The 17,982-nt window shown below is 65.0% G+C and carries 16 protein-coding genes; 6 read left to right on the top strand and 10 right to left on the bottom strand.

What is annotated here, in order from left to right; all coding sequences use genetic code 11:
• The first annotated feature begins 84 nt into the window (after positions 1-84).
• From rbfA to DIR46_RS08030, 6 genes are all read left to right on the top strand, one after another.
• The gene (rbfA, locus tag DIR46_RS08055; RefSeq protein ID WP_109344780.1) at positions 85-525 is read left to right on the top strand and encodes a 30S ribosome-binding factor RbfA; all 441 of its coding nucleotides are present in this window, start codon (positions 85-87) and stop codon (positions 523-525) included.
• Positions 522-1,448 carry a tRNA pseudouridine(55) synthase TruB gene (gene truB / locus DIR46_RS08050; protein ID WP_109344779.1) on the top strand — a complete coding sequence of 309 codons (927 nt, stop codon included), beginning with the start codon at positions 522-524 and terminating at the stop codon, positions 1,446-1,448. The genes rbfA and truB overlap by 4 nt, the downstream gene beginning before the upstream one ends.
• A 239-nt stretch (positions 1,449-1,687) precedes the next feature.
• On the top strand, positions 1,688-3,523 hold the full coding sequence (typA, locus tag DIR46_RS08045) for a translational GTPase TypA (RefSeq protein ID WP_071360163.1): 1,836 nt from the start codon (positions 1,688-1,690) through the stop codon (positions 3,521-3,523).
• 329 nt (positions 3,524-3,852) lie between these two features.
• On the top strand, positions 3,853-5,637 hold the full coding sequence (locus tag DIR46_RS08040; RefSeq protein ID WP_109344778.1) for an OmpA family protein: 1,785 nt from the start codon (positions 3,853-3,855) through the stop codon (positions 5,635-5,637).
• A gap of 8 nt (positions 5,638-5,645) precedes the next feature.
• Entirely contained in the window at positions 5,646-7,277 is a 1,632-nt protein-coding gene (locus tag DIR46_RS08035) for a hypothetical protein (protein ID WP_162819479.1), read from the top strand.
• Positions 7,274-8,122 (top strand): hypothetical protein, encoded by an 849-nt coding sequence (locus DIR46_RS08030; protein WP_109344776.1) that lies wholly within the window; start codon positions 7,274-7,276, stop codon positions 8,120-8,122. The genes DIR46_RS08035 and DIR46_RS08030 overlap by 4 nt, the downstream gene beginning before the upstream one ends.
• 58 nt (positions 8,123-8,180) lie before the next feature.
• Here the strand turns inward: DIR46_RS08030 and fliD are convergent, their stop codons facing one another.
• The 10 genes from fliD to DIR46_RS07980 all read right to left on the bottom strand — a co-directional run bounded on the left by fliD (position 8,181) and on the right by DIR46_RS07980 (position 17,973).
• On the bottom strand, positions 8,181-9,509 hold the full coding sequence (gene fliD / locus DIR46_RS08025) for a flagellar filament capping protein FliD (RefSeq protein ID WP_109344775.1): 1,329 nt from the start codon (positions 9,507-9,509) through the stop codon (positions 8,181-8,183).
• A gap of 136 nt (positions 9,510-9,645) precedes the next feature.
• Entirely contained in the window at positions 9,646-10,692 is a 1,047-nt protein-coding gene (locus DIR46_RS08020; RefSeq protein WP_109344774.1) for a hypothetical protein, read from the bottom strand.
• A gap of 5 nt (positions 10,693-10,697) precedes the next feature.
• Positions 10,698-11,612 carry a flagellar hook-associated protein FlgL gene (gene flgL / locus DIR46_RS08015; protein ID WP_307719132.1) on the bottom strand — a complete coding sequence of 305 codons (915 nt, stop codon included), beginning with the start codon at positions 11,610-11,612 and terminating at the stop codon, positions 10,698-10,700.
• 7 nt (positions 11,613-11,619) lie between these two features.
• Complete coding sequence (flgK, locus tag DIR46_RS08010; RefSeq protein ID WP_109344773.1) at positions 11,620-12,999, bottom strand: flagellar hook-associated protein FlgK; 1,380 nt, start codon at positions 12,997-12,999, stop codon at positions 11,620-11,622.
• Between the two features lie 115 nt (positions 13,000-13,114).
• Positions 13,115-13,453 carry a rod-binding protein gene (locus DIR46_RS08005; RefSeq protein WP_109344772.1) on the bottom strand — a complete coding sequence of 113 codons (339 nt, stop codon included), beginning with the start codon at positions 13,451-13,453 and terminating at the stop codon, positions 13,115-13,117.
• Positions 13,453-14,562, bottom strand: a complete 1,110-nt coding sequence (locus DIR46_RS08000) for a flagellar basal body P-ring protein FlgI (RefSeq protein WP_109344771.1) — start codon at positions 14,560-14,562, stop codon at positions 13,453-13,455. The genes DIR46_RS08005 and DIR46_RS08000 overlap by 1 nt, the downstream gene beginning before the upstream one ends.
• A gap of 10 nt (positions 14,563-14,572) precedes the next feature.
• On the bottom strand, positions 14,573-15,226 hold the full coding sequence (flgH, locus tag DIR46_RS07995) for a flagellar basal body L-ring protein FlgH (RefSeq protein ID WP_109344770.1): 654 nt from the start codon (positions 15,224-15,226) through the stop codon (positions 14,573-14,575).
• Positions 15,226-16,011 (bottom strand): flagellar basal-body rod protein FlgG, encoded by a 786-nt coding sequence (flgG, locus tag DIR46_RS07990; RefSeq protein WP_205289096.1) that lies wholly within the window; start codon positions 16,009-16,011, stop codon positions 15,226-15,228. Before flgG ends, flgH begins: the two co-directional genes overlap by 1 nt.
• 28 nt (positions 16,012-16,039) lie before the next feature.
• Entirely contained in the window at positions 16,040-16,765 is a 726-nt protein-coding gene (locus tag DIR46_RS07985) for a flagellar basal body rod protein FlgF (protein ID WP_109344768.1), read from the bottom strand.
• An 11-nt stretch (positions 16,766-16,776) separates the two neighbouring features.
• Positions 16,777-17,973, bottom strand: a complete 1,197-nt coding sequence (locus tag DIR46_RS07980) for a flagellar hook protein FlgE (RefSeq protein WP_109344767.1) — start codon at positions 17,971-17,973, stop codon at positions 16,777-16,779.
• Positions 17,974-17,982 lie beyond the last annotated feature (9 nt).

The following is a 17,982-nucleotide window of genomic DNA, read 5'->3' as shown; positions in this document are numbered from 1 at the left end:
TGCCGCGGAGGGCCTGGCCCTTTTTTCCATCAGGCCCCGACCCGAACCCGGAACAGAAGTTCACAAAAGAACAAGCAAGACATTATGGCTAAACACAGTAAAAGCATCCCACAGCGCGGCTTGCGCGTGGCCGACCAGATCCAGAAGGACCTGTCGGAACTCATCGCCTTCGAACTGAAGGACCCGCGCGTCGGCATGGTCACCATCAGCGAAGTCCAGCTGACGCCTGACTACGCCCACGCCAAAATCTATTTCACCCTGCTCAAAGACAGCGCGGAAGAAGTGCGCCAGACCCTGGAAGGCTTGAACAAGGCCTCCGGCTACCTGCGTAATATGCTGGGCAAGCGTCTGCACATCCATACGCTGCCGTCGCTGCACTTCCTCCACGACACCTCGACCGTGCGCGGCCTGGCGATGTCGGCCCTGATCGACCAGGCCAACGCCACGCGCGCCAAGGACGACCCGGAGTCGAATCCCGAGTCGAATCCCGGCATGCAGCCAGCCGATCCGGCGGAGAAAGAGTGAACGGACGTCCCGCGAAAAAACCGCGCGATCTGGTCGATGGCGTGCTGTTGCTCGACAAGCCGGTCGGCCTGTCGTCGAACGACGCCCTCATCAAGGCCAAGCGTGTCCTGAACGCGAAGAAAGCCGGCCACACCGGCACGCTCGACCCGTTCGCCACCGGCCTGCTGCCGCTGTGCTTCGGCGAAGCGACCAAATTCTCGCAAGACCTGCTCGAGGCCGACAAGACCTATGAGGCCACGGTTCACCTGGGCATCATGACGAATACGGGCGACACCGAGGGCGAGGCCATCGAGACCCTGCCGGTCGACGTCACCCTGGAGCAGATCGAGGCGGCGCTGGCGCGTTTCCGCGGTCCGATCCAGCAGGTGCCGCCGATGTATTCGGCGCTCAAGCGCGACGGCAAGGCCCTGTATGAATATGCGCGCGAGGGCATCACGCTCGAGCGCGAGGCGCGGCCGGTCACCATCCACGCGCTGTCGATGATCGACTACCAGGCGCCATTCCTGAAGATCCGCGTCACCTGCAGCAAGGGCACTTATGTGCGTGTGCTGGGCGAGGACATCGGCGCCGCGCTCGGCTGTGGGGCGCACCTGAACGCGCTGCGCCGGATCGAGGTCGGCGCGCTGGACGTCACGGGCATGATCACGCTGGACGCGATGCTGGCGCACCCGGATCCGCGCTCGCTGCTGCGGCCGGTCGATGCGCTGTTGTCGACCTTCCCGTCGATCGAACTGGACGCCGAACTGGCAAGGCGCTTCCTGCAAGGCCAGCGCCTGGCGCTCGGCAAGGAAGACGTCGCCGTACCGGAACGGCCGGGCAGGGTGCGCATCTACCACGACGGCCGCCTGCTCGGCACCGGCCAGCTGGGCGAGTACGCGATCCTGGCGCCGGAGCGCCTGATCTCGACCGCGCCGGCCGCCTGATCTTTTTCTGGCGAGCATGTCACGCGGCTGTCACGGACGGCGGCTAATCTTCCACCACGCTGCCGCCGTGACAAGCTGTTGAAATTCCGTTGAAAAATCCTGCCTTTCGGCGGCGAGATTCGGACGGGACGGCTTCCCATGCTATACTAGTCGGTTTCCGAAATCAGCAGTATCGGACTTGAAGTTCCAGTACACGCAGTTCCAGTACATTTCGTACACCACGCTACTTCTCAAAAATCATGTCAAACACCAAACGCGCGATTCGTAATATCGCAATCATTGCCCACGTTGACCACGGCAAGACCACGCTCGTCGACCAGCTGCTGCGCCAGTCCGGCACCTTCCGTGAAAACCAGGCCGTGGACACCCGCGTCATGGACTCGAATGATCTCGAGAAAGAGCGCGGCATTACCATTCTGTCGAAGAACTGCGCCGTCGAATACGAAGGCACGCACATCAACATCGTCGACACCCCGGGCCACGCCGACTTCGGCGGCGAAGTGGAACGCGTGCTGTCGATGGTCGACTCGGTGCTGCTGCTGGTCGATGCGCAGGAAGGCCCGATGCCACAGACCCGCTTCGTGACCCGCAAGGCGCTGGCGCTTGGTCTGAAGCCGATCGTCGTCGTCAACAAGATCGACCGTCCGGGCGCGCGCGCCGACTGGGCCATCAACCAGACCTTCGAACTGTTCGACAAGCTGGGCGCGACCGACGAGCAGCTGGACTTCCCGATCGTCTACGCCTCGGGCCTGAACGGCTACGCCGGCATGGACGAAAGCGTGCGCGGCGGCGACATGAAGCCGCTGTTCGACGCCATCCTGAAATACGTGCCAGTGCGTGACGACAACCCGGACGGCCCGCTGCAGATGCAGATCACCTCGCTGGACTACTCGTCCTACGTCGGCAAGATCGGCATCGGCCGCGTCAACCGCGGCACCGTCAAGACCGGCCAGGACGTGCTGATCCTGAACGGCCCTGATTCGACCCCGATCAAGGGCCGCATCAACCAGGTGCTGAACTTCAAGGGCCTGGAGCGCGTGCTGGTCGATTCGGCGGTTGCCGGCGATATCTGCCTGATCAACGGCATCGAAGAAATCGGCATCGGTTCGACCGTGTGCGCGGTCGACACCCCGGAAGCGCTGCCGATGCTGACCGTCGACGAGCCAACCCTGACCATGAACTTCATGGTCAACAACTCGCCGCTGGCCGGCCGCGAAGGCAAGTTCGTCACCAGCCGCCAACTGCGCGAGCGTCTCGAGCGCGAACTGAAGGCCAACGTGGCGCTGCGCGTGGCGCCGACCGACGACGACACCACGTTCGAAGTGTCGGGCCGCGGCGAGCTGCACCTGACCATCCTGCTGGAAAACATGCGCAGGGAAGGTTTTGAGCTCGCGGTTTCGCGTCCACGTGTTGTTTACAAGATGGTCGACGGCGTGCGCCAGGAGCCATACGAGAACCTGACCGTCGACGTCGAAGAAGCCAACCAGGGCGGCGTGATGGAAGAACTGGGCCGCCGCCGTGGCGACCTGCAGAACATGGAATCCGACGGTAAAGGTCGTGTGCGTCTGGAATACCTGATCCCGGCCCGTGGCCTGATCGGCTTCCAGGGCGAGTTCATGACCCTGACCCGCGGCACCGGCCTGATGAGCCACGTGTTCCACGAGTACGCAGCGGTCGACAATAGCAAGGGCGACCTGGCTGGCCGTCGCAACGGTGTGCTGATCTCGCAGGATGACGGCGCCGCCGTCGCCTACGCGATCTGGAAACTGCAGGACCGCGGCCGCATGTTCGTCGAGCACAACACCCCGGTGTACGAAGGCATGATCATCGGCATCCACTCGCGCGACAACGACCTGGTCGTCAACCCGATCAAGGGCAAGCAGTTGACCAACGTGCGTTCGTCGGGCACCGACGAAGCGGTGCGCCTGGTGCCGCCGATCCAGATGTCGCTGGAATACGCCGTCGAGTTCATCGAGGACGACGAGCTGGTCGAGATCACCCCGAAATCGATCCGTCTGCGCAAGCGCTTCCTGAAAGAGCACGAGCGCAAGAAGGCCAGCCGCGAAGGCGCGTAATACTGGTTTGCAAGGGCAGCTCCGCTGGCCCTTGATGTAGAAAGCCCGGTGATATTTCACCGGGCTTTTTTTTATTCCAATCGCGGCAGGCGGCTGATCGCGTTGTGACGTGTTCATGATGAATCATTTTGAATCTCACCAAAAATATCCATGATGTGACAACTGCCTTTGCGAATATTGCATTGTTAAGACAATATGTGATTATTCAAATTATTAATTACTCTAGCCTTGCGGCAATAATAGGGCGTCATTAAAATGCAAATACCTATTTCCTGAATCTGAATGGTTACCATGAAAAGCAATATTGCCACTGCCATTGTGTTGGGCCGATGAAAACGAAGACGCTTCAACACATCGTCGTCGCCGCGGCGGCACTCTCCGCCACCGGTTGCGCCACTGTCCCCAACCAGCAAGGCGGATTCCGGGGCGCTGTCCAGGACACATTCAACAACCCTGATCCCTGTTCCAATAATGCGCGGAATACCGGCATGCTCATCGGCGGCATTGCGGGCACGCTGCTTGGCGCCAAGCTCGGCAACAAGGATAAAGGCGCGATGCTGGCCGGGGCATTATTTGGCGGGGCCGTCGGGGGGCTGATCGGCGCCGATATCGATGACCGCCGTTGTGCAATGGCCAAGGTCGCGCAGGAATATCAGCTACAGATGCAATTCGCGGGCATTAAACACGATGGCGCGGTAATTTCGGATAGTGAATTGCTGCGTGCCAATAATGCTGGCGATATCAAGAGAAGCTTGATCGGCAATATCGTATCGATGCAAGACGAATCGGCCAACGGTGGCCATTTTCAGAGCAATTCGGCGCTCTTGACCGAGCGCGCCGAACGTTATTTTTCGGCCATCGCCGACATCTACAACCTCAACAAGGGTGCACAGGCGGCAGGCACCCCTGCGGAGAAGGAACGCCTGCGCCAGGCCGGCAACAACCGCAAGCTACTGCTGGTGGGGCATACCGACGACACCGGCTCCTCTGCGCTGAACGCCGCCTTGTCCGAGCAGCGCGCGCGCGCGGTCGCCGAATACCTCGAGCGGCGCGGCATCCCGCGCGAACAGATGTATTACCAGGGCGCTGGCGAAGTCTATCCAGTGGCGGACAACCGCGCCGAGGGCGGTCGCCTGCAGAACCGGCGTGTCGAGATCGTCGAACTGGCCGACGACGCCAGCATGGGCAAGTACCTCGACGCGCGCCGTCCGAACTACCAGTTCTATCGTACCGCGCCTGCCGCTGCGTCAGCCTCCGCAGTGGCCGCGCACACGCCAGCGCAGCGCTCGTCGGAGCAAGCACCGCGCGAGCGTGCGGCGAAGCGCGCACCGCAAACAGAAGCCAATCCAGGCGTGAAACCCGGCGCGGAACGTGCGGTGGCGGCTGCCCGCACCATGTCGAAAGACGCGCCGCGAGCCGCCCAGCGCGCGCTTGCGTCGACGGCGCCTGCGCTGACGCCAGAAGTGACGGCGCAAGCGCGGCGCGCGCCGTCCAGGTCCACGCCGGCGCCGAAGGCGACCACGGCGGAACTCGATTTTGGCGGCGTGCCTCTGACGCAGCGGGTGTCCGCGGCCCCTGCCGGTCTAGGCAAACTTGAGCGCGAGCGTTCACTTTTCTCGCTCATCAGCAGCGCCTACGCCGACGACGATATGGCGGTGTTGTCCGATTGCTCGCAAGACCGACCGCGCAGCGCCGGTGGCGTCAAGGCGCTCAAGGATGGTGCGACCTACCGGGCCAACGAACACGTGCCTGGTCTGTACGGCAAGACCTGGACCGAGCGCGTCAACGGCCACCAGATCGTGATCAACAAGGTCGCCGTCCTGGCCAGCGAGGCGACCCTGGCCCAGGTGCCCGAGTTCAAGGTGTACGCCAACTACGACCCGGCCAAGAATCGCAATCCGACACCCAGTGTAGCGATCCGTCCCGCGGTGAATACGTATCTCGGCGAAAAAGGCATCCTGTACCGCATCTTCGCCGAAGGTGCCGGCGGCGTGCAGTGCGTGGATATCGTGTACAGCCGCGGCGCCAACAAATCGGCGAGCGGCGGCAACATTGTCTACGCGCGCAATAGCCAGCTTTACGTTTCGCCGTTTAAACCTGTCATCGCCAACTGAGAACGACCATGCTTTCTGAATTTCTTCACACCTATCCCTTGCTCCTCTGGACCCTGCTATACACGGCGGCCGCCGCGATCGTCCTGTCGCTGATGTGGGACCGCCTGAAATGGTGGTGGCTCAATACCTGGTATGCCTTCCCGGTCATCGGCAAGCTGGCGCGCCTGTCGAAGGACCTGCACCAGTCCAACGACGGCAGCGGCTGGTTCAAGTCCGAGCGCACGCTGTGCCAGGACTACAAGGCCTTCATCCAGGTGCAGTCCGAATACGACTTCGAGCAGCGGATGACCTATCTGCAGAAGGCGGGGGACAATGGCCGCAGCACGACGCCGCTGGCGATCTGGGTCCTGGTTATCGGTTTCGTCTTCGTCGAAGCCCAGGGTTTCAGCTACGTCCTGGCCGGGTACACCGTGCCGGGCGCGAGCGAAACCACGCAGCAGTACGCATCCATCGGCATCGCCTTCATCATTTCAGCGCTGTGTGTGTTCGCGACCCACTTTGCCGGCCATGAACTGTACCGTTCGCTGAAGATCCGACGCGCCCGCAAGGACTGGATCGAAGAAGGCAAGACGCATGCGCTGCATTCCGGGTCGATGGCCTTGTCCAAGCCACAGCACGGCGATGATGGCCAGCCCGAATACACCCAGGTCTGCAACCGGGTCGGCAAGCACGCGAGCTTCGTCGTGAGCTGGGTCACGCTGGCCTTTGTCGTGGCCATCGCGGTGGGGGCGACCTATGTGCGGGTTCAGAGTGCCAACAAACTGATGGACGATTCGGTACGCATGCAAAAAAGCGAACTGATCGACCAGCGCAGCGCGACTGGAGGCGGCCTCGACATGGGGCAGCCGATGCTGATTCCCGAAGCCGACATGCAATCCGACCTGGCGGCCGACGGCAAGGCGGTCGATGAAGCCGCACAGTACGACCTGCATGGCTACTGGGTCACGTTCGCGATCCTGGCGGTGTTGTTCGTGGCCTTGCAGGCCCTCGGCGTACTGTTCGGTTACCGCTGGGGTTTCGCCGGCGAAAACAGCAAGGAAGCATTTAAATCGTTGGGCAAAGGCAAATTCCAGACCTATGGCGACGTGCGCACAGCCGCCCAGCAATTCATTGACAAGGCCCAGAACCAGCTCGAGAACCTCCAGCAGCGCATGATCCAGCGTCATGCCGAGGAAGGTAGCGGAAAGGCGATCAACCCGAACCGGAACTTCCTCGATTTCCTGGATGGCGCTGATCACCAGCAGTCCGAGTACCGCAATCGCCAACGCCGGGCCATGCAAGCGGAGCAGGAGCGCGTACGCGACGACGCAGAGCGCGCACAGCGAGCCAGTACGGCCCGGGCCGATGCCGCCGTGCCGGCGGCGCCGGCCTCGCCGGTGGCGTCGCCTGCACCGTTGGCTTCGTCGGCACTGGCGCAATCGCCTTCGGCGGATCAACTGCTGCGCGCACGTACGGCCGAGGTCGAGGCAGCGATCCGCGAACTCGACCGGCTGGTCGGCGATGCGGAACAGCGCGCTACGTACTTGACGTCGCTGCCCGATGCGCTTATCGAGGAAGTGACGGCTGCGCTCAGGGAGCGCAAGGAGTCGCAGCAGGCCGCCAGGAAGCAGCGCCTGTCCCAGATCGAGGACCTGCTGTGATCAAGAATGCCGCTCCACTGGCGCTCGCGCTCGCGCTGGCCGCACCATACTGCGTTGCCGTCGAAAACGTTGTCCCCACGTGTTACCAGGGCAAGCTGGGCGCCCGCCCGGCGCCTGCCGCCACCGAACTGTTCGTCCTGATCGACCAGACCACGGTGTTCGACGCCAATCTGCAGCAACAAGTGGCCAACAGCGTGCGCCCGTTCATGACGGCCGACAACGCGTTTTCGGTGACGATCTTCTCGGCGTTCTCTCAGGGCCGTTACGCCCGGGTGCTTACATCGGGCACCATCGAGCCGGCAATCGCGCACGGGCAGCGTGACGACATCTCCAAGCCGCTGCTGAACAGGTTCGACGCCTGCACGAAGCGCCAGCCCCAGCAGGCAACACAGGCCGTCGGCGCCGCCTTGCGCACCGCCTTCAACGACGCCAGCGCCGAGCTGGCCCGGTCCGACGTGCTGGCATCGTTCAAGGCTATCTCGACCCGGATCAAGAACTCGACCGCGCAACGCAAGGTCGTCGTGATCGCATCGGACATGCTGGAGAATTCTTCGGTGACCGCCTTCTACGGCAGTGGCGGCAATTCGGTCAGGCTGATCGATCCGGCGAAAGAACTCAAGACTGTCGACGACAATGGCTTGCTGGGAGATTTCGGCGGCGCCGAGATCTATGTCATCGGCGCCGGGCTGCTCAGTGGAGGGACGGCCAAGACCAGCAAGTACCGCGATCCCAAGACGATGCGCGCTTTGACCGGTTTCTGGGGCGACTATTTCGAGAAGTCGAACGCCAGGGTGGTCGAAATCGGCCAACCGGCCTTGCTCAATCCGGTTTCCGCGCGGCGTTGAGCGGGTATTGGCGCGCCCGCGGCGGCGGGCAACTATCGCTGGCCTTACCTGCGCCGTATCAGGCCATGTAATCGAACAGCGACATCGGCCGCCCCGCGCCGCCGCCGAACAGCAGCCCGTTGCCGCTGCCGGCCAGCTGGTATTGCTGGGCCATCAGCGTGGCCTGGCGCGTCACGGTGTCGATCACCTTGTCGCGCTGGTCGAGCAGGCGCTCGCGCTCGCGCATCACGCTGGCCGCCTCGACGCCCAGGCTGCCGCTCACGCCGATCTGCCTGTCGACCTGGGCGACCAGGCGGTCGGCCAGGCCACCCTTGTCGCTGAACACCTTGCTGGCGCGTGCCGGATCGGCGGCGACGGCCGCCTTGAGCTTGTCCTCGTCCAGCACCAGCGCGCCATCCTTTTGCGTGATGCCGAAACCGGCCAGGTCGCGCAGGCTGCTGCCGTTGACGATGTTGCCGATCTGGGCCTTCATGCGCAACAGCGTGGTGTCGGAACGGTCGTCGCCCGTTTCCAGCTTGCCCAGCTGGGTGTTCAGGTCATTGAAGGCCTTGACGAAATCCTTAACGTTGCCGGCGATCGCGGCGGGATTGCTGCTTACCTCGACCTCGCTCTTGCCGGTCTCCTTGAGGGTCAGGTTCAGGCCGGGGATGGCCTCGGTGACCGAGTTGGTGGTGGAGGTGACGGTCTTGCCGTCGACCACCAGACGCGCATCCCGGGCCTCGGCCACCTGCTGCATGCCGCCTTCCTTGCCCGGTTGATAGGCGAGCAGCCCTCCCAGTACCGGGTCGCCGGCGACGCTGATGCGCATGCCGTTGGCGGCGCCCGTCTCGCCGGTCAGGCTAAGCGAGTAGCCGTTGCCATCCTTGGCGACCCCGGCATCCAGGCCGGCTTCGCGCATGGCCCTGGCGATGCCTTCGAGGCTGGTGTCGCCCGCATCGATGCGCACCGTGGTCTTTTTGACATTGGCGCCGGATCCGGTTTCGATCGTGATCGTGCTGGCGCCGCCACTGCCCAGCGCCGCATCCTTGTCGGCCACCGCCTTCGTTTGCAGTTTCTGGCCCTGGGCCAGCTGCTGGACGTCCACCGCATACTTGCCGGGCGTGGCGGACGCGGCGCTCAGCCTGGCCGACAGGGCGCTGCCCGTGGCGCTGGCGAGCATGTCGAGCTTGCCGCCGGTGAGGCCGGCCGCGACCGAACGGAAGCCGTCCAGCGCCAGCGCCATCTTGCCGATGGATGACAGGCGGGCATCGTCGCGCTTGACCTGGGCGTCGAGGACTTTCAGCCCGGGGTTCTGGGCCAGCAGCGACTGCGTCAGGTTGGTGCGGATGTCGCCGTATTGCCGGGCGGCGCTCTGGGACGCGAGTCCGGTGGTGGAAGTTGTCAGCATGGCTCGATAATCCTGGTAGGGAATGCCGTGCAACCGGTGGTTGCCACCCTTGCTTTATCGCATGAAAGCGCGATCGTGAACAGTCATCGATTGTATCGGTGGCCGGAACGGTCAACGTCCGGCCACCGGGGCCGTCTCAGCGCAGGCCGAGCAGGGCGGTCACCCGTTCGCGGCTGACGCCGACCAGGGCCGAGGTGATGGCCAGCAGCGAATCGTAGTCGTGGCTGGCGGCGGTGGCGGTGAAGTCCTGGGCGATCATCGCCAGTTCGGTGCTCGGGATCGCCGGCTGGGCGTTGCGCGCCATGGCGGTGCTGAGCGCCACCGAGGCCGCATCCTGGGAGCGGCGCACCCGGGCCAGCGCCTGCACCACTTCGCGCAGGCTCTGGCGCAGGGCGTCGGGGTTGCCCAAGTCCCAGTTTTTCGGATCGAGGGCGGCGGGCAGCGGCATCGTGTCGACCCGGCCGCGACCGGTCACCGCGATCGCGTCCTTGATGCCGGTGAAGGTCGATTCGCGCGTGGTGAACACCAGCTCGCCTTCCTGGTCCAGCCCGGCGCGCACCTTGACCGGGGCCAGGGTGCGGTCGAGGCGCTGGGCGATTTCCTGGGGCGTCATGCCCGGCTCGATCGTGGCCGCCAACTGCGGGCCGCCGGCGCTGCCGACCGAGAAGCCCATGCTCTGGGCGCCGCCGCTGCGCAGCGTGGCGATGTCGAGGCCCTGGATGCGGAAACGCTGCTGGGCGCCGGCCACGGCGTCGAAGTCGAGCGCGGCGTCCAGGCCGTCGCCAGCCTGCTGGCGGCGGTTTTCGAGCGCCGCCGTGAGCTGGCGCACCCGCGCTTCGAGGTCGCGCGAGGCGGCCGCGCCCCGGCTCGACAGCCGCGTGCTCAGGTCGGCCTTGAGCGCCTCGAGCTGGCTGGCCATGCGGGCCAGGTAGTCGAGCGCCTGCTGGGCGCGCGCGACCTCGCTCTGCAGGTTCTGGTTCATGCCGACGCGGCGGCGCAGCGGGCTCGAGGTCGGCGGAGTGCGGGTGATGGCGCGGCTGTCGGCGTCGAGCGGTGGCACGGCGTGGGCCTTCCCGGTGGCCGGGGTGCTCTGGGCGCCGGTGTTGCCGCTGACGACCGCGCTGTTAGCGGTGGCGCTAGAAGCGGTCGGGCTGGCGGCGGCTGGTCTGGAGAGTGCTTCCATGGCCGTCAGATCGCATTGAACAGCGACAGGTTGCCGATCTTGGCGTAGGCCTTGTAGGTCGCCTGCAGCGCGGCCGAATAACCGTTGAGCTCAGTGGCGGCGACGCCGACGTCGAGCGCGCCGATGTCGGTGATCGCGATCTTGTTCGACAGGCTGATGTTGGTGTGGTTGTCGTTCAGGGTCTTGATGATGTTCTGGCGTCCGCCCAGGTCGGCGATCTTGCTCGAGATCAGGGCTTGCGCGGTGTCGAAACCGTCCAGATTGGCCGTCAGCACGGCGCGTATGGCCGGATCGTTGGGTGTGGCGCCCGGCTGCGACATGACGTCGATGGTGGCGTCGATCTGGTTCAGCAGTTTCTCGAGTTCAGCCAGGTTCTCGTTGGCGGGCTGGGTCAGGCCATTGCCGACCACGACGTTCTGCGTATTGGTATTGCCCGCGAAGCTGTAGCGCGAACCGATAGCCAGGGTGTCGTCGTAGACCATCGGCGCGGTCTTGGTCAGGGTGCCGGCGAACAGGTAGTTGCCTTCCTCGTCGATCGTGTTGGCGGTATGGAACAGGCTGTCGCGCAGCGATTTCAGCGGCGCGATCATGGCCTTCAGGTCGTCCGGGGTATTGGCGCCGTCGAGGGCCCAGACCAGCTGGTCGCGGCCCGGGATCATCTCGTTGACCATATTGCTCAGGTAGCCTTCCGACTTGGTCAGGCGCAGCTGGAGCGAGGCGATATTGCTGCGGTACTGGCCGACCGTAGATTCCTCGCGCGCCAGGCGCGACAGGCGCACGCTGTCGACCGGGTCGTCCGAGGGCAGCAGGATGCGCTTCTGGGTATCCAGCTGGCGCATGATGTAGCTGAGCCGGTCCTGGTTGTTCTGGAGCGACTGGTTCATCGTCGATTGGTACTGGGCGGTGGCGATACGCATCATGTTCTCCTTACTGCATCATGGCCAGGGTGGCGTCGAACAGCGAATTGGCGATCGAGATCACCTGCATATTGGCCTGGTACATGCGCTGGAATTCCACCAGCTTGACCGCTTCCTCGTCTTCGTTGACGCCGCTGGTCGACTGCCAGTCGTTGATCGACTGCACGCGCACCGTCTCGGCGGTCTTCAGGGCGGCCTTGTTGATCTTGCTGTCCACGGCCAGCTTGCCCAGCATCTGGGTGTCGGCATCGCTCAGCAGTACGCTGCCGATATTGGGCAGGTTGATCGACGCGGACTTGAGCGCGGCCAGCTTTTGCAGATTGCCGGTGTCGCCCGGCGTGCCATCGCTCGAGAACGCCAGGTCTTCGGCCTTGAAGCCGGCAACCGTCTTGATCATGTTCGAGCCATTGCCTGGGGTATAGACAAATAGCGGGACGCCGTTCGGCACCGCACCCGGCGCATTGTAGCCTGCTGTCAGCTGGTCGTTGACGCGGGTGACGACCTCTTGCGCCAGGGCGTCGACGTCCTCCTGCAGCGGCAGCAGGGTATTGATCTCGAATTGGGTCAGCCCGCCGAGCTGGCCGCCCATCTTGCTGGCGTCGAGCGTGAAGGTCGAGTTGGCGAAGGTGATCGAGAACGCCTGCGGCGAATCGGCCGTCGCGGCCGCCTTGAGGGTGCCGTGCATGCTGCCGATCACGAGCGCCTGGCCGCTCTTGAGCGAGACGTCGCGGCTGCCGTCGCCATTGTCCGACACTTCCAGCGCCATCTTGGACGACAGGTCGTCGATGGCCTGGTCGCGCGCGTCGATCAGGCTCGAGGCCGATACGCCGCCGGCCTGGGTCTCGATGATCTGCTGGTTCAGCCGGGCGATGGTGGCGATATCGACGTTGGCCGCGTCGACCAGGGCGCTGCGCTGCTGGCGCACCGAGGTCAGCTGGGTGCTGAAGACGTTGTTCAGGCCGTTGAACCGCTCGGCCATCAGGCCGGCCGCGGTCAGCACCTGCTGGCGCAGCGGCGTCGAGCCCGGGTCGCCCGCCACCGCGTTGATCGCCTTGAAGAAGTCGTCGATGCCGGCCGACAGGCTGGCCGAGGCGTCGCCCATCACGCTTTCGAGCTGGGTCAGGTAGTGCTGCGACTGCGAGTACGCGCCCTGGTCGGAATTGGCGCGCCACATGGCCTGGGTCTTGTAGTTGTCCGAGAAGCGCAGCAGCGAGGTCACCTGCACGCCATTGCCGGCCGAGCGGCCGCTGGCATCCGGACCGACCGCCATCAAGAGCGCCGACTGGCGGGTATAGCCCTTGGTCTGCAGGTTGGCGATGTTGTGGCTGCTGGCCGACAGGGCGATCTGGGCGGCGAGGGCGCCCGAGAGGGCATTATTGATGATCGTCATGGTGCGAATTTGTCCTCGAGACAGGTTAACCTGTAAAGGCGACCGATTATTGCTGTCTATTAAGCTTCTTGTATAAATCGGATCGCGCCCGGGATCCGATCCGTTTCCGGTATTGCTAACGCTTGCCGTTACCGGCGCCCGGTACCAGCTGGCGCAGGATGGCGTCGGCGATGCCGAAGGCGCGCTGGCCGGCCATGTTCCCGGCCACCAGGTCGTCGGCCATGTCCTGCATGTCCTGGTTGACGCGGTTGTTGAACACGCTGTCCTCGCTCGCCATTTCGCGGGTCGAGGCGCGCATCGTGCGCAGCATGTGGCTGATGAAGAAGCGTTCGAACTCGACCGCGGCCTGCGTCGCTTTCGCCACGTAGGCGGGGTCCGGCTGGTCGGCGGCGGGAGCGACCGGCGCCTCGTTGGCGGTCTTGAGCGCGTCGTTGCGCAGGTCGTCGATGCGCATCAGATCACCACCAGTTCGCCTTCGATCGCGCCGGCCTGGTCGAGGGCCTGCAGGATCGCCATGATGTCGTCGGGCGAGGCGCCCAGGCTGTTCACGGTATCGATGATGGTCTGCAGGCGCGCGCCCGGCGGCCAGCGGAACATCTGGCCCGAACCCTGGTCGACCGACAGCTTCGATTCCGGCGTCACCGCGGTCTGGCCGCGCGCGAACGGGCCCGGCTGGCTGACGTTCGAGCTTTCCGAAATGATCACCTTGAGCGAGCCGTGGGTCACGGCGGCCGCCTTCACGCGCAGGCCGTCGGCGATGACGACGGTGCCGGTGCGCGAGTTGAACACGACCTTCGGCACCTCGATGCCGGCTTCCACGCTGATGGCGTTCAGGCTGGCCACGAAGGCCACGCGCTCGGTCGGGTTCTCGGGGGCGATGACTTCGACGCTGGTGCCGTCCAGGGTGGTGGCGATCGGGCCGTAGCGCTTGTTGATCGCGTTGACCACGTTGGTGGCGGTCTCGAAATGCGGCTGGCGCAGGCGCAGCATCACTTGCGGGCGGGTCGCGAAATCGGTCGCGATCTCGCGCTCGATCATGGCGCCGTTCGGCACCCGGCCGGCGGTCGGGGTGTTGACGGTGACCGAGGAGCCGCTGCGGCCGGTGGCGCTCAGGCCGCCGACCACCACATTGCCCTGGGCCAGGGCGTAGATCTCGTTGTCGGCCGCGCGCAACTGCGTGAGCAGCAGGGTGCCGCCGCGCAGGCTCTTGGCGTCGCCCAGCGAGGAGACGGTGACGTCGATGCTCTGGCCGCGGCGGTAGCCGGGCGGGAAGGTGGCCGAGACCATGACGGCCGCCACGTTCTTGTTCTTGGCGTCCTCGCCTTCCGGCAGGCGCACGCCGAACTGCTTGAGCATGTTGATGACCGACTGGCTGGCGAACTTGACCTGGGTCGAGTCGCCCGAGCCGTTCAGGCCCACCACCAGGCCGTAGCCGACCAGCGGGTTTTCGCGCACGCCTTCGACGCTGACCAGGTTGCGCAAGGCTTGCGCCGCCGTGGCGGGCAGGGCGGCGCCGACCAGCAGGGCGGCGAAGAAGATGGGCGCAATCCGGCGCAGGTTCATGATGGAATCCTCAGAACGGCATCAATGGGCTGTTGAAGAAGCGCGTCAGCCAGCCAGGCTGGTTGGCGTCGGCCAGCGCGCCGCGCGCCGAGTAGGCGATGCGGGCATTGGCCACGCGCAGCGAGGACACGCGGTTGTCGGCGTCGACGTCGGCCGCGCGCACGAAGCCCTTCAGGCGCACGAATTCCTCGCCCTGGTTCAGCATCAGGTTCTTTTCGCCGGCCACGCGCAGCAGGCCGTTGGGCAGCACTTCCTGCACGATCACGGTCAGCGAGCCGGACAGCGCATTCTGCTGGGTACTGGTGGCGTCGCCCTGGAAATCGCGGTCGGCCGTGATGTCGACCGCCGCCTTGTCGTAGACCTTGCCGAGCGCGGCGAGCGGGGAAATGCCGATCGAAGAGCCCTTCGAGATGCTGGTGCCGGCGCGCTTGCTGGCCTGGGTCGTCTCTTGCAGGATCACGGTGACGGCGTCGCCCACGCGGTAGGCGCGGCTGTCCGAGGTCAGCGAGACGGTGTCGGCGGTGAATACGCCGCCCGAGACGCCGCCGCGCGCCATGCGCTGCAGCGGCATGTGGTCGTCATCGTCGTCGCGCATGGCGACCTGGGCCGGCGTGGCGCAGCCGGCCAGCAGGACGATGCCGAGTAGGGCGGCCAGCGCTTTCATCAGCGCGCCGCCTGCGACAGGTATTGCAGCATATTGTCGGCCGCCGACAGCACCTTGGTGTTCATCTCGTAGGTGCGCTGGGCCGCGATCATGTCGACCATCTCTTCGACCACCTGCACGTTCGAGCCTTCCAGCGCGCCCTGCTTCAGGGTGCCGAAGGCGGCGTCGCCCGGACGGCCTTCGTTCGGCGCGCCGCTGGCGGCGGTTTCCTGGAACAGGTTGTCGCCTAGGGCCAGGAGGCCGGTCGGGTTGATGAAGGCGGTCAGGTTGATCTGGCCGATTTCCTGCGGCGCCGGCTGGTTCGGGAAGGTCACCGAGACCACGCCGTTCTCGCCGATGGTGACGCCGCTGGCATTCTGCGGGATCGTGATCTGCGGCACGATGGCCAGGCCCTGGGCATTGGTCAGCGTGCCGTTCGGGTCGACCTTCAGCTGGCCGGCGCGGGTATAGGCCGGTTCGCCGCTAGGACGCAGCACCTGCAGGAAGCCCGCGCCCGAGATGGCGACGTCGAGCGGCTGGCTGGTGGTCTGCAGGCTGCCGTTGGTGAAGGCCTTCTGGGTGCCGACCACGCGCACGCCGTTGCCGAGCTGGACGCCGCCGTTGACGGTGTTGTCGGCGTTCTGGGCGCCCGGCTGGGCGTCGACCTGGTAGAACAGGTCTTCGAACACGACGCGGTCGCGCTTGAAGCCGACGGTGTTGACGTTGGCCAGATTGTTGGCGATGGCCTGCAGCTTGGCATCCTGTGCCTGCACGCCGGTCTTGCTGATCCACATTGCTGGATTCATGCTTGCTCCCTATTGAGTGTGCCGATGCTTACGCACCGAGGAGCCGGTTGCCCGACTCGTTCATGCTGTCGCTGGCCTTGAACATCTTCATCTGCAGCTCGAAGCTGCGGTTCAGGCTCATCACGGCAACCATTTCTTCCACCGCCGAGACATTGCTGCCCTCGAGAGCGCGGCCGCGCACGGTGACGTTCGCATCAAGCGCCAGTGGCTGGCCATCGCGTGTGACGATCAGGCCGGCCTCGTTCTTGGTCAGCTGGGCGCCGTCGGCGCTGACAAGGCGCAGGCGGTCGATGATCTGGGTCACGGTGCCGCCTTCCGGCATCACCGAGATGGTGCCGTCATTGGCGATGTCGACCGCGGTATGCGGCGGCAGCACGATGGCGCCGCCTTCGCCCAGCAGCGGCCGACCGTTGACCGACAGCGCGCCGTTGGCGTCGATGTCGATCGCGCCGGCGCGGGTGTAGGCCTCGGCTTCGCCGAACTCCACCGCCAGGTAGCCATTGCCGTTGACGGCGACGTCGAGCGAACGGCCGGTGTCGCGCACGGCGCCGCTGCGTACCGACACGGCGTCGGCCTGGTTGCGCGACAGGTGCACGTCGTCGAAGCCGTAGCCGCCCAGCGCCTGCACCGAGGCCAGCTCGATATTGGCGCGGAAGCCCGGGGTGTCGGCGTTGGCCAGGTTGTTGGCGCGCACCTGCTGCGCGCGCAGGGTGCGTTCGGCGCCGCTGACGGCAGTGAAGATGAACTTGTCCATGCTTTAACCGCTTACAGCGCCTGCATCAGCGACTGCATCATCTGGTTCTCGGCGGTGATCACCTTCGAGTTGGCCTGGTAGTTGCGCTGCGAGGTCATCAGGCCGACCAGTTCCGAGGTGATGTCCACGTTCGAGCCTTCCAGCGAACCCTTGGACAGCTTGCCGCCCAGGCCGACGCCCGGAGTGGTATACAGCGGCGCGCCCGAGTTGGCGTTGGCGACCCAGGTGGTGTCGCTGGTCGGGGCCAGGCTGCCTTCGTCCGGGAAGGTGGCGATCGCCACGGTGCCGACGATCTGCTGCTGCTCGTTGCTGTACTTGGCGACGATCGAGCCATTCTCGGACAGTTCCACGCCGACGAAGGTGCCCGAGGCGTAGCCGTTGGGACGGTTGCCGGTGGTGGTCGCTTCGCCGGCGAATTTGGTGGTGCCCGTGTAATCGAAGCTGAACGTCAGCGGATTTGCGCCCGGCGGCGTGAACGTCAGAGCCGGGGTCGGGCCCGTGCCCGAGGCCGCTTGCAGTTGGCCATTCGCCTCGAAATTCAGCGGGTGGGTCTGGGCAGCGGTCGGGGCTGCGCCATTGATGCTGTAGCGAACCGTGACGGTGTCGTCATCGGTCTTGAGGAAGTATTGCGATACGGTGTGCTGGGTGCCGAGCGAATCATAGACCACCGATTGCTTCACCATATTGTAGGTGCTTGCATTGGTCATGTCGAAGGCTGCGGCAGGCTTGACGTCCCAGTCGTTCGACATATTGCCGGTGTAGGTCGCCCGGGTGGTCGCCACTGCCGGAATCTGGCCGGTCGGGATCTCGATATCGCCCAAGGTGCCCAGCACGCCGTTCACCGTCGGGCCATAGCCCTGCACGCGCTTGCCGGTGGCGTCCACCAGGTAGCCGTCGGCGTTGGTGTTGAAGATGCCGACCCGCGAATACGAGACCACGCCCTGGGCGTCGCGGCTGGTGAAGAAACCGCGGCCGAGGATGGCGGCGTCGAGGCCGCGGCCGGTGGTCTGCAGGCTGCCGTTCTGGCCGATGTTCTGGGTCAGCGAACCCACCTGCACGCCGTTGGCCATGTCGCCCGCATACACCGACGCGAAGTTGGCGCGGCTGCTCTTGAAGCCGTAGGTGCCGGCGTTGGCGATATTGTTCGACAGGGTGTTCAGCTGCTCGTTGATGGCCTGGATGCCCGACAGGGCGATATTGAAGCTCATGGGGGAATC

This window comes from Massilia oculi (assembly GCF_003143515.1).
GTDB lineage: Bacteria > Pseudomonadota > Gammaproteobacteria > Burkholderiales > Burkholderiaceae_D > Telluria > Telluria oculi.
Note: the sequence above shows the minus strand (reverse complement) of the source record. Positions and strands in the feature narration are given on the sequence as shown.

Excerpts from the sequence above, each read along its gene's own strand:
- DIR46_RS08020 (WP_109344774.1), bottom strand. The coding sequence starts at position 10,692 with ATGGAAGCACTCTCCAGACCAGCCGCCGCCAGCCCGACCGCTTCTAGC.
- DIR46_RS07985 (WP_109344768.1), bottom strand. The coding sequence starts at position 16,765 with ATGGACAAGTTCATCTTCACTGCCGTCAGCGGCGCCGAACGCACCCTG.
- flgH (WP_109344770.1), bottom strand. The coding sequence starts at position 15,226 with ATGAAAGCGCTGGCCGCCCTACTCGGCATCGTCCTGCTGGCCGGCTGC.
- flgL (WP_307719132.1), bottom strand. The coding sequence starts at position 11,612 with ATGATGCGTATCGCCACCGCCCAGTACCAATCGACGATGAACCAGTCG.
- flgG (WP_205289096.1), bottom strand. The coding sequence starts at position 16,011 with ATGAATCCAGCAATGTGGATCAGCAAGACCGGCGTGCAGGCACAGGAT.
- DIR46_RS08035 (WP_162819479.1), top strand. The coding sequence starts at position 5,646 with ATGCTTTCTGAATTTCTTCACACCTATCCCTTGCTCCTCTGGACCCTG.
- DIR46_RS08040 (WP_109344778.1), top strand. The coding sequence starts at position 3,853 with ATGAAAACGAAGACGCTTCAACACATCGTCGTCGCCGCGGCGGCACTC.
- rbfA (WP_109344780.1), top strand. The coding sequence starts at position 85 with ATGGCTAAACACAGTAAAAGCATCCCACAGCGCGGCTTGCGCGTGGCC.
- fliD (WP_109344775.1), bottom strand. The coding sequence starts at position 9,509 with ATGCTGACAACTTCCACCACCGGACTCGCGTCCCAGAGCGCCGCCCGG.
- DIR46_RS08005 (WP_109344772.1), bottom strand. The coding sequence starts at position 13,453 with ATGCGCATCGACGACCTGCGCAACGACGCGCTCAAGACCGCCAACGAG.
- DIR46_RS07980 (WP_109344767.1), bottom strand. The coding sequence starts at position 17,973 with ATGAGCTTCAATATCGCCCTGTCGGGCATCCAGGCCATCAACGAGCAG.
- typA (WP_071360163.1), top strand. The coding sequence starts at position 1,688 with ATGTCAAACACCAAACGCGCGATTCGTAATATCGCAATCATTGCCCAC.
- flgK (WP_109344773.1), bottom strand. The coding sequence starts at position 12,999 with ATGACGATCATCAATAATGCCCTCTCGGGCGCCCTCGCCGCCCAGATC.
- DIR46_RS08000 (WP_109344771.1), bottom strand. The coding sequence starts at position 14,562 with ATGAACCTGCGCCGGATTGCGCCCATCTTCTTCGCCGCCCTGCTGGTC.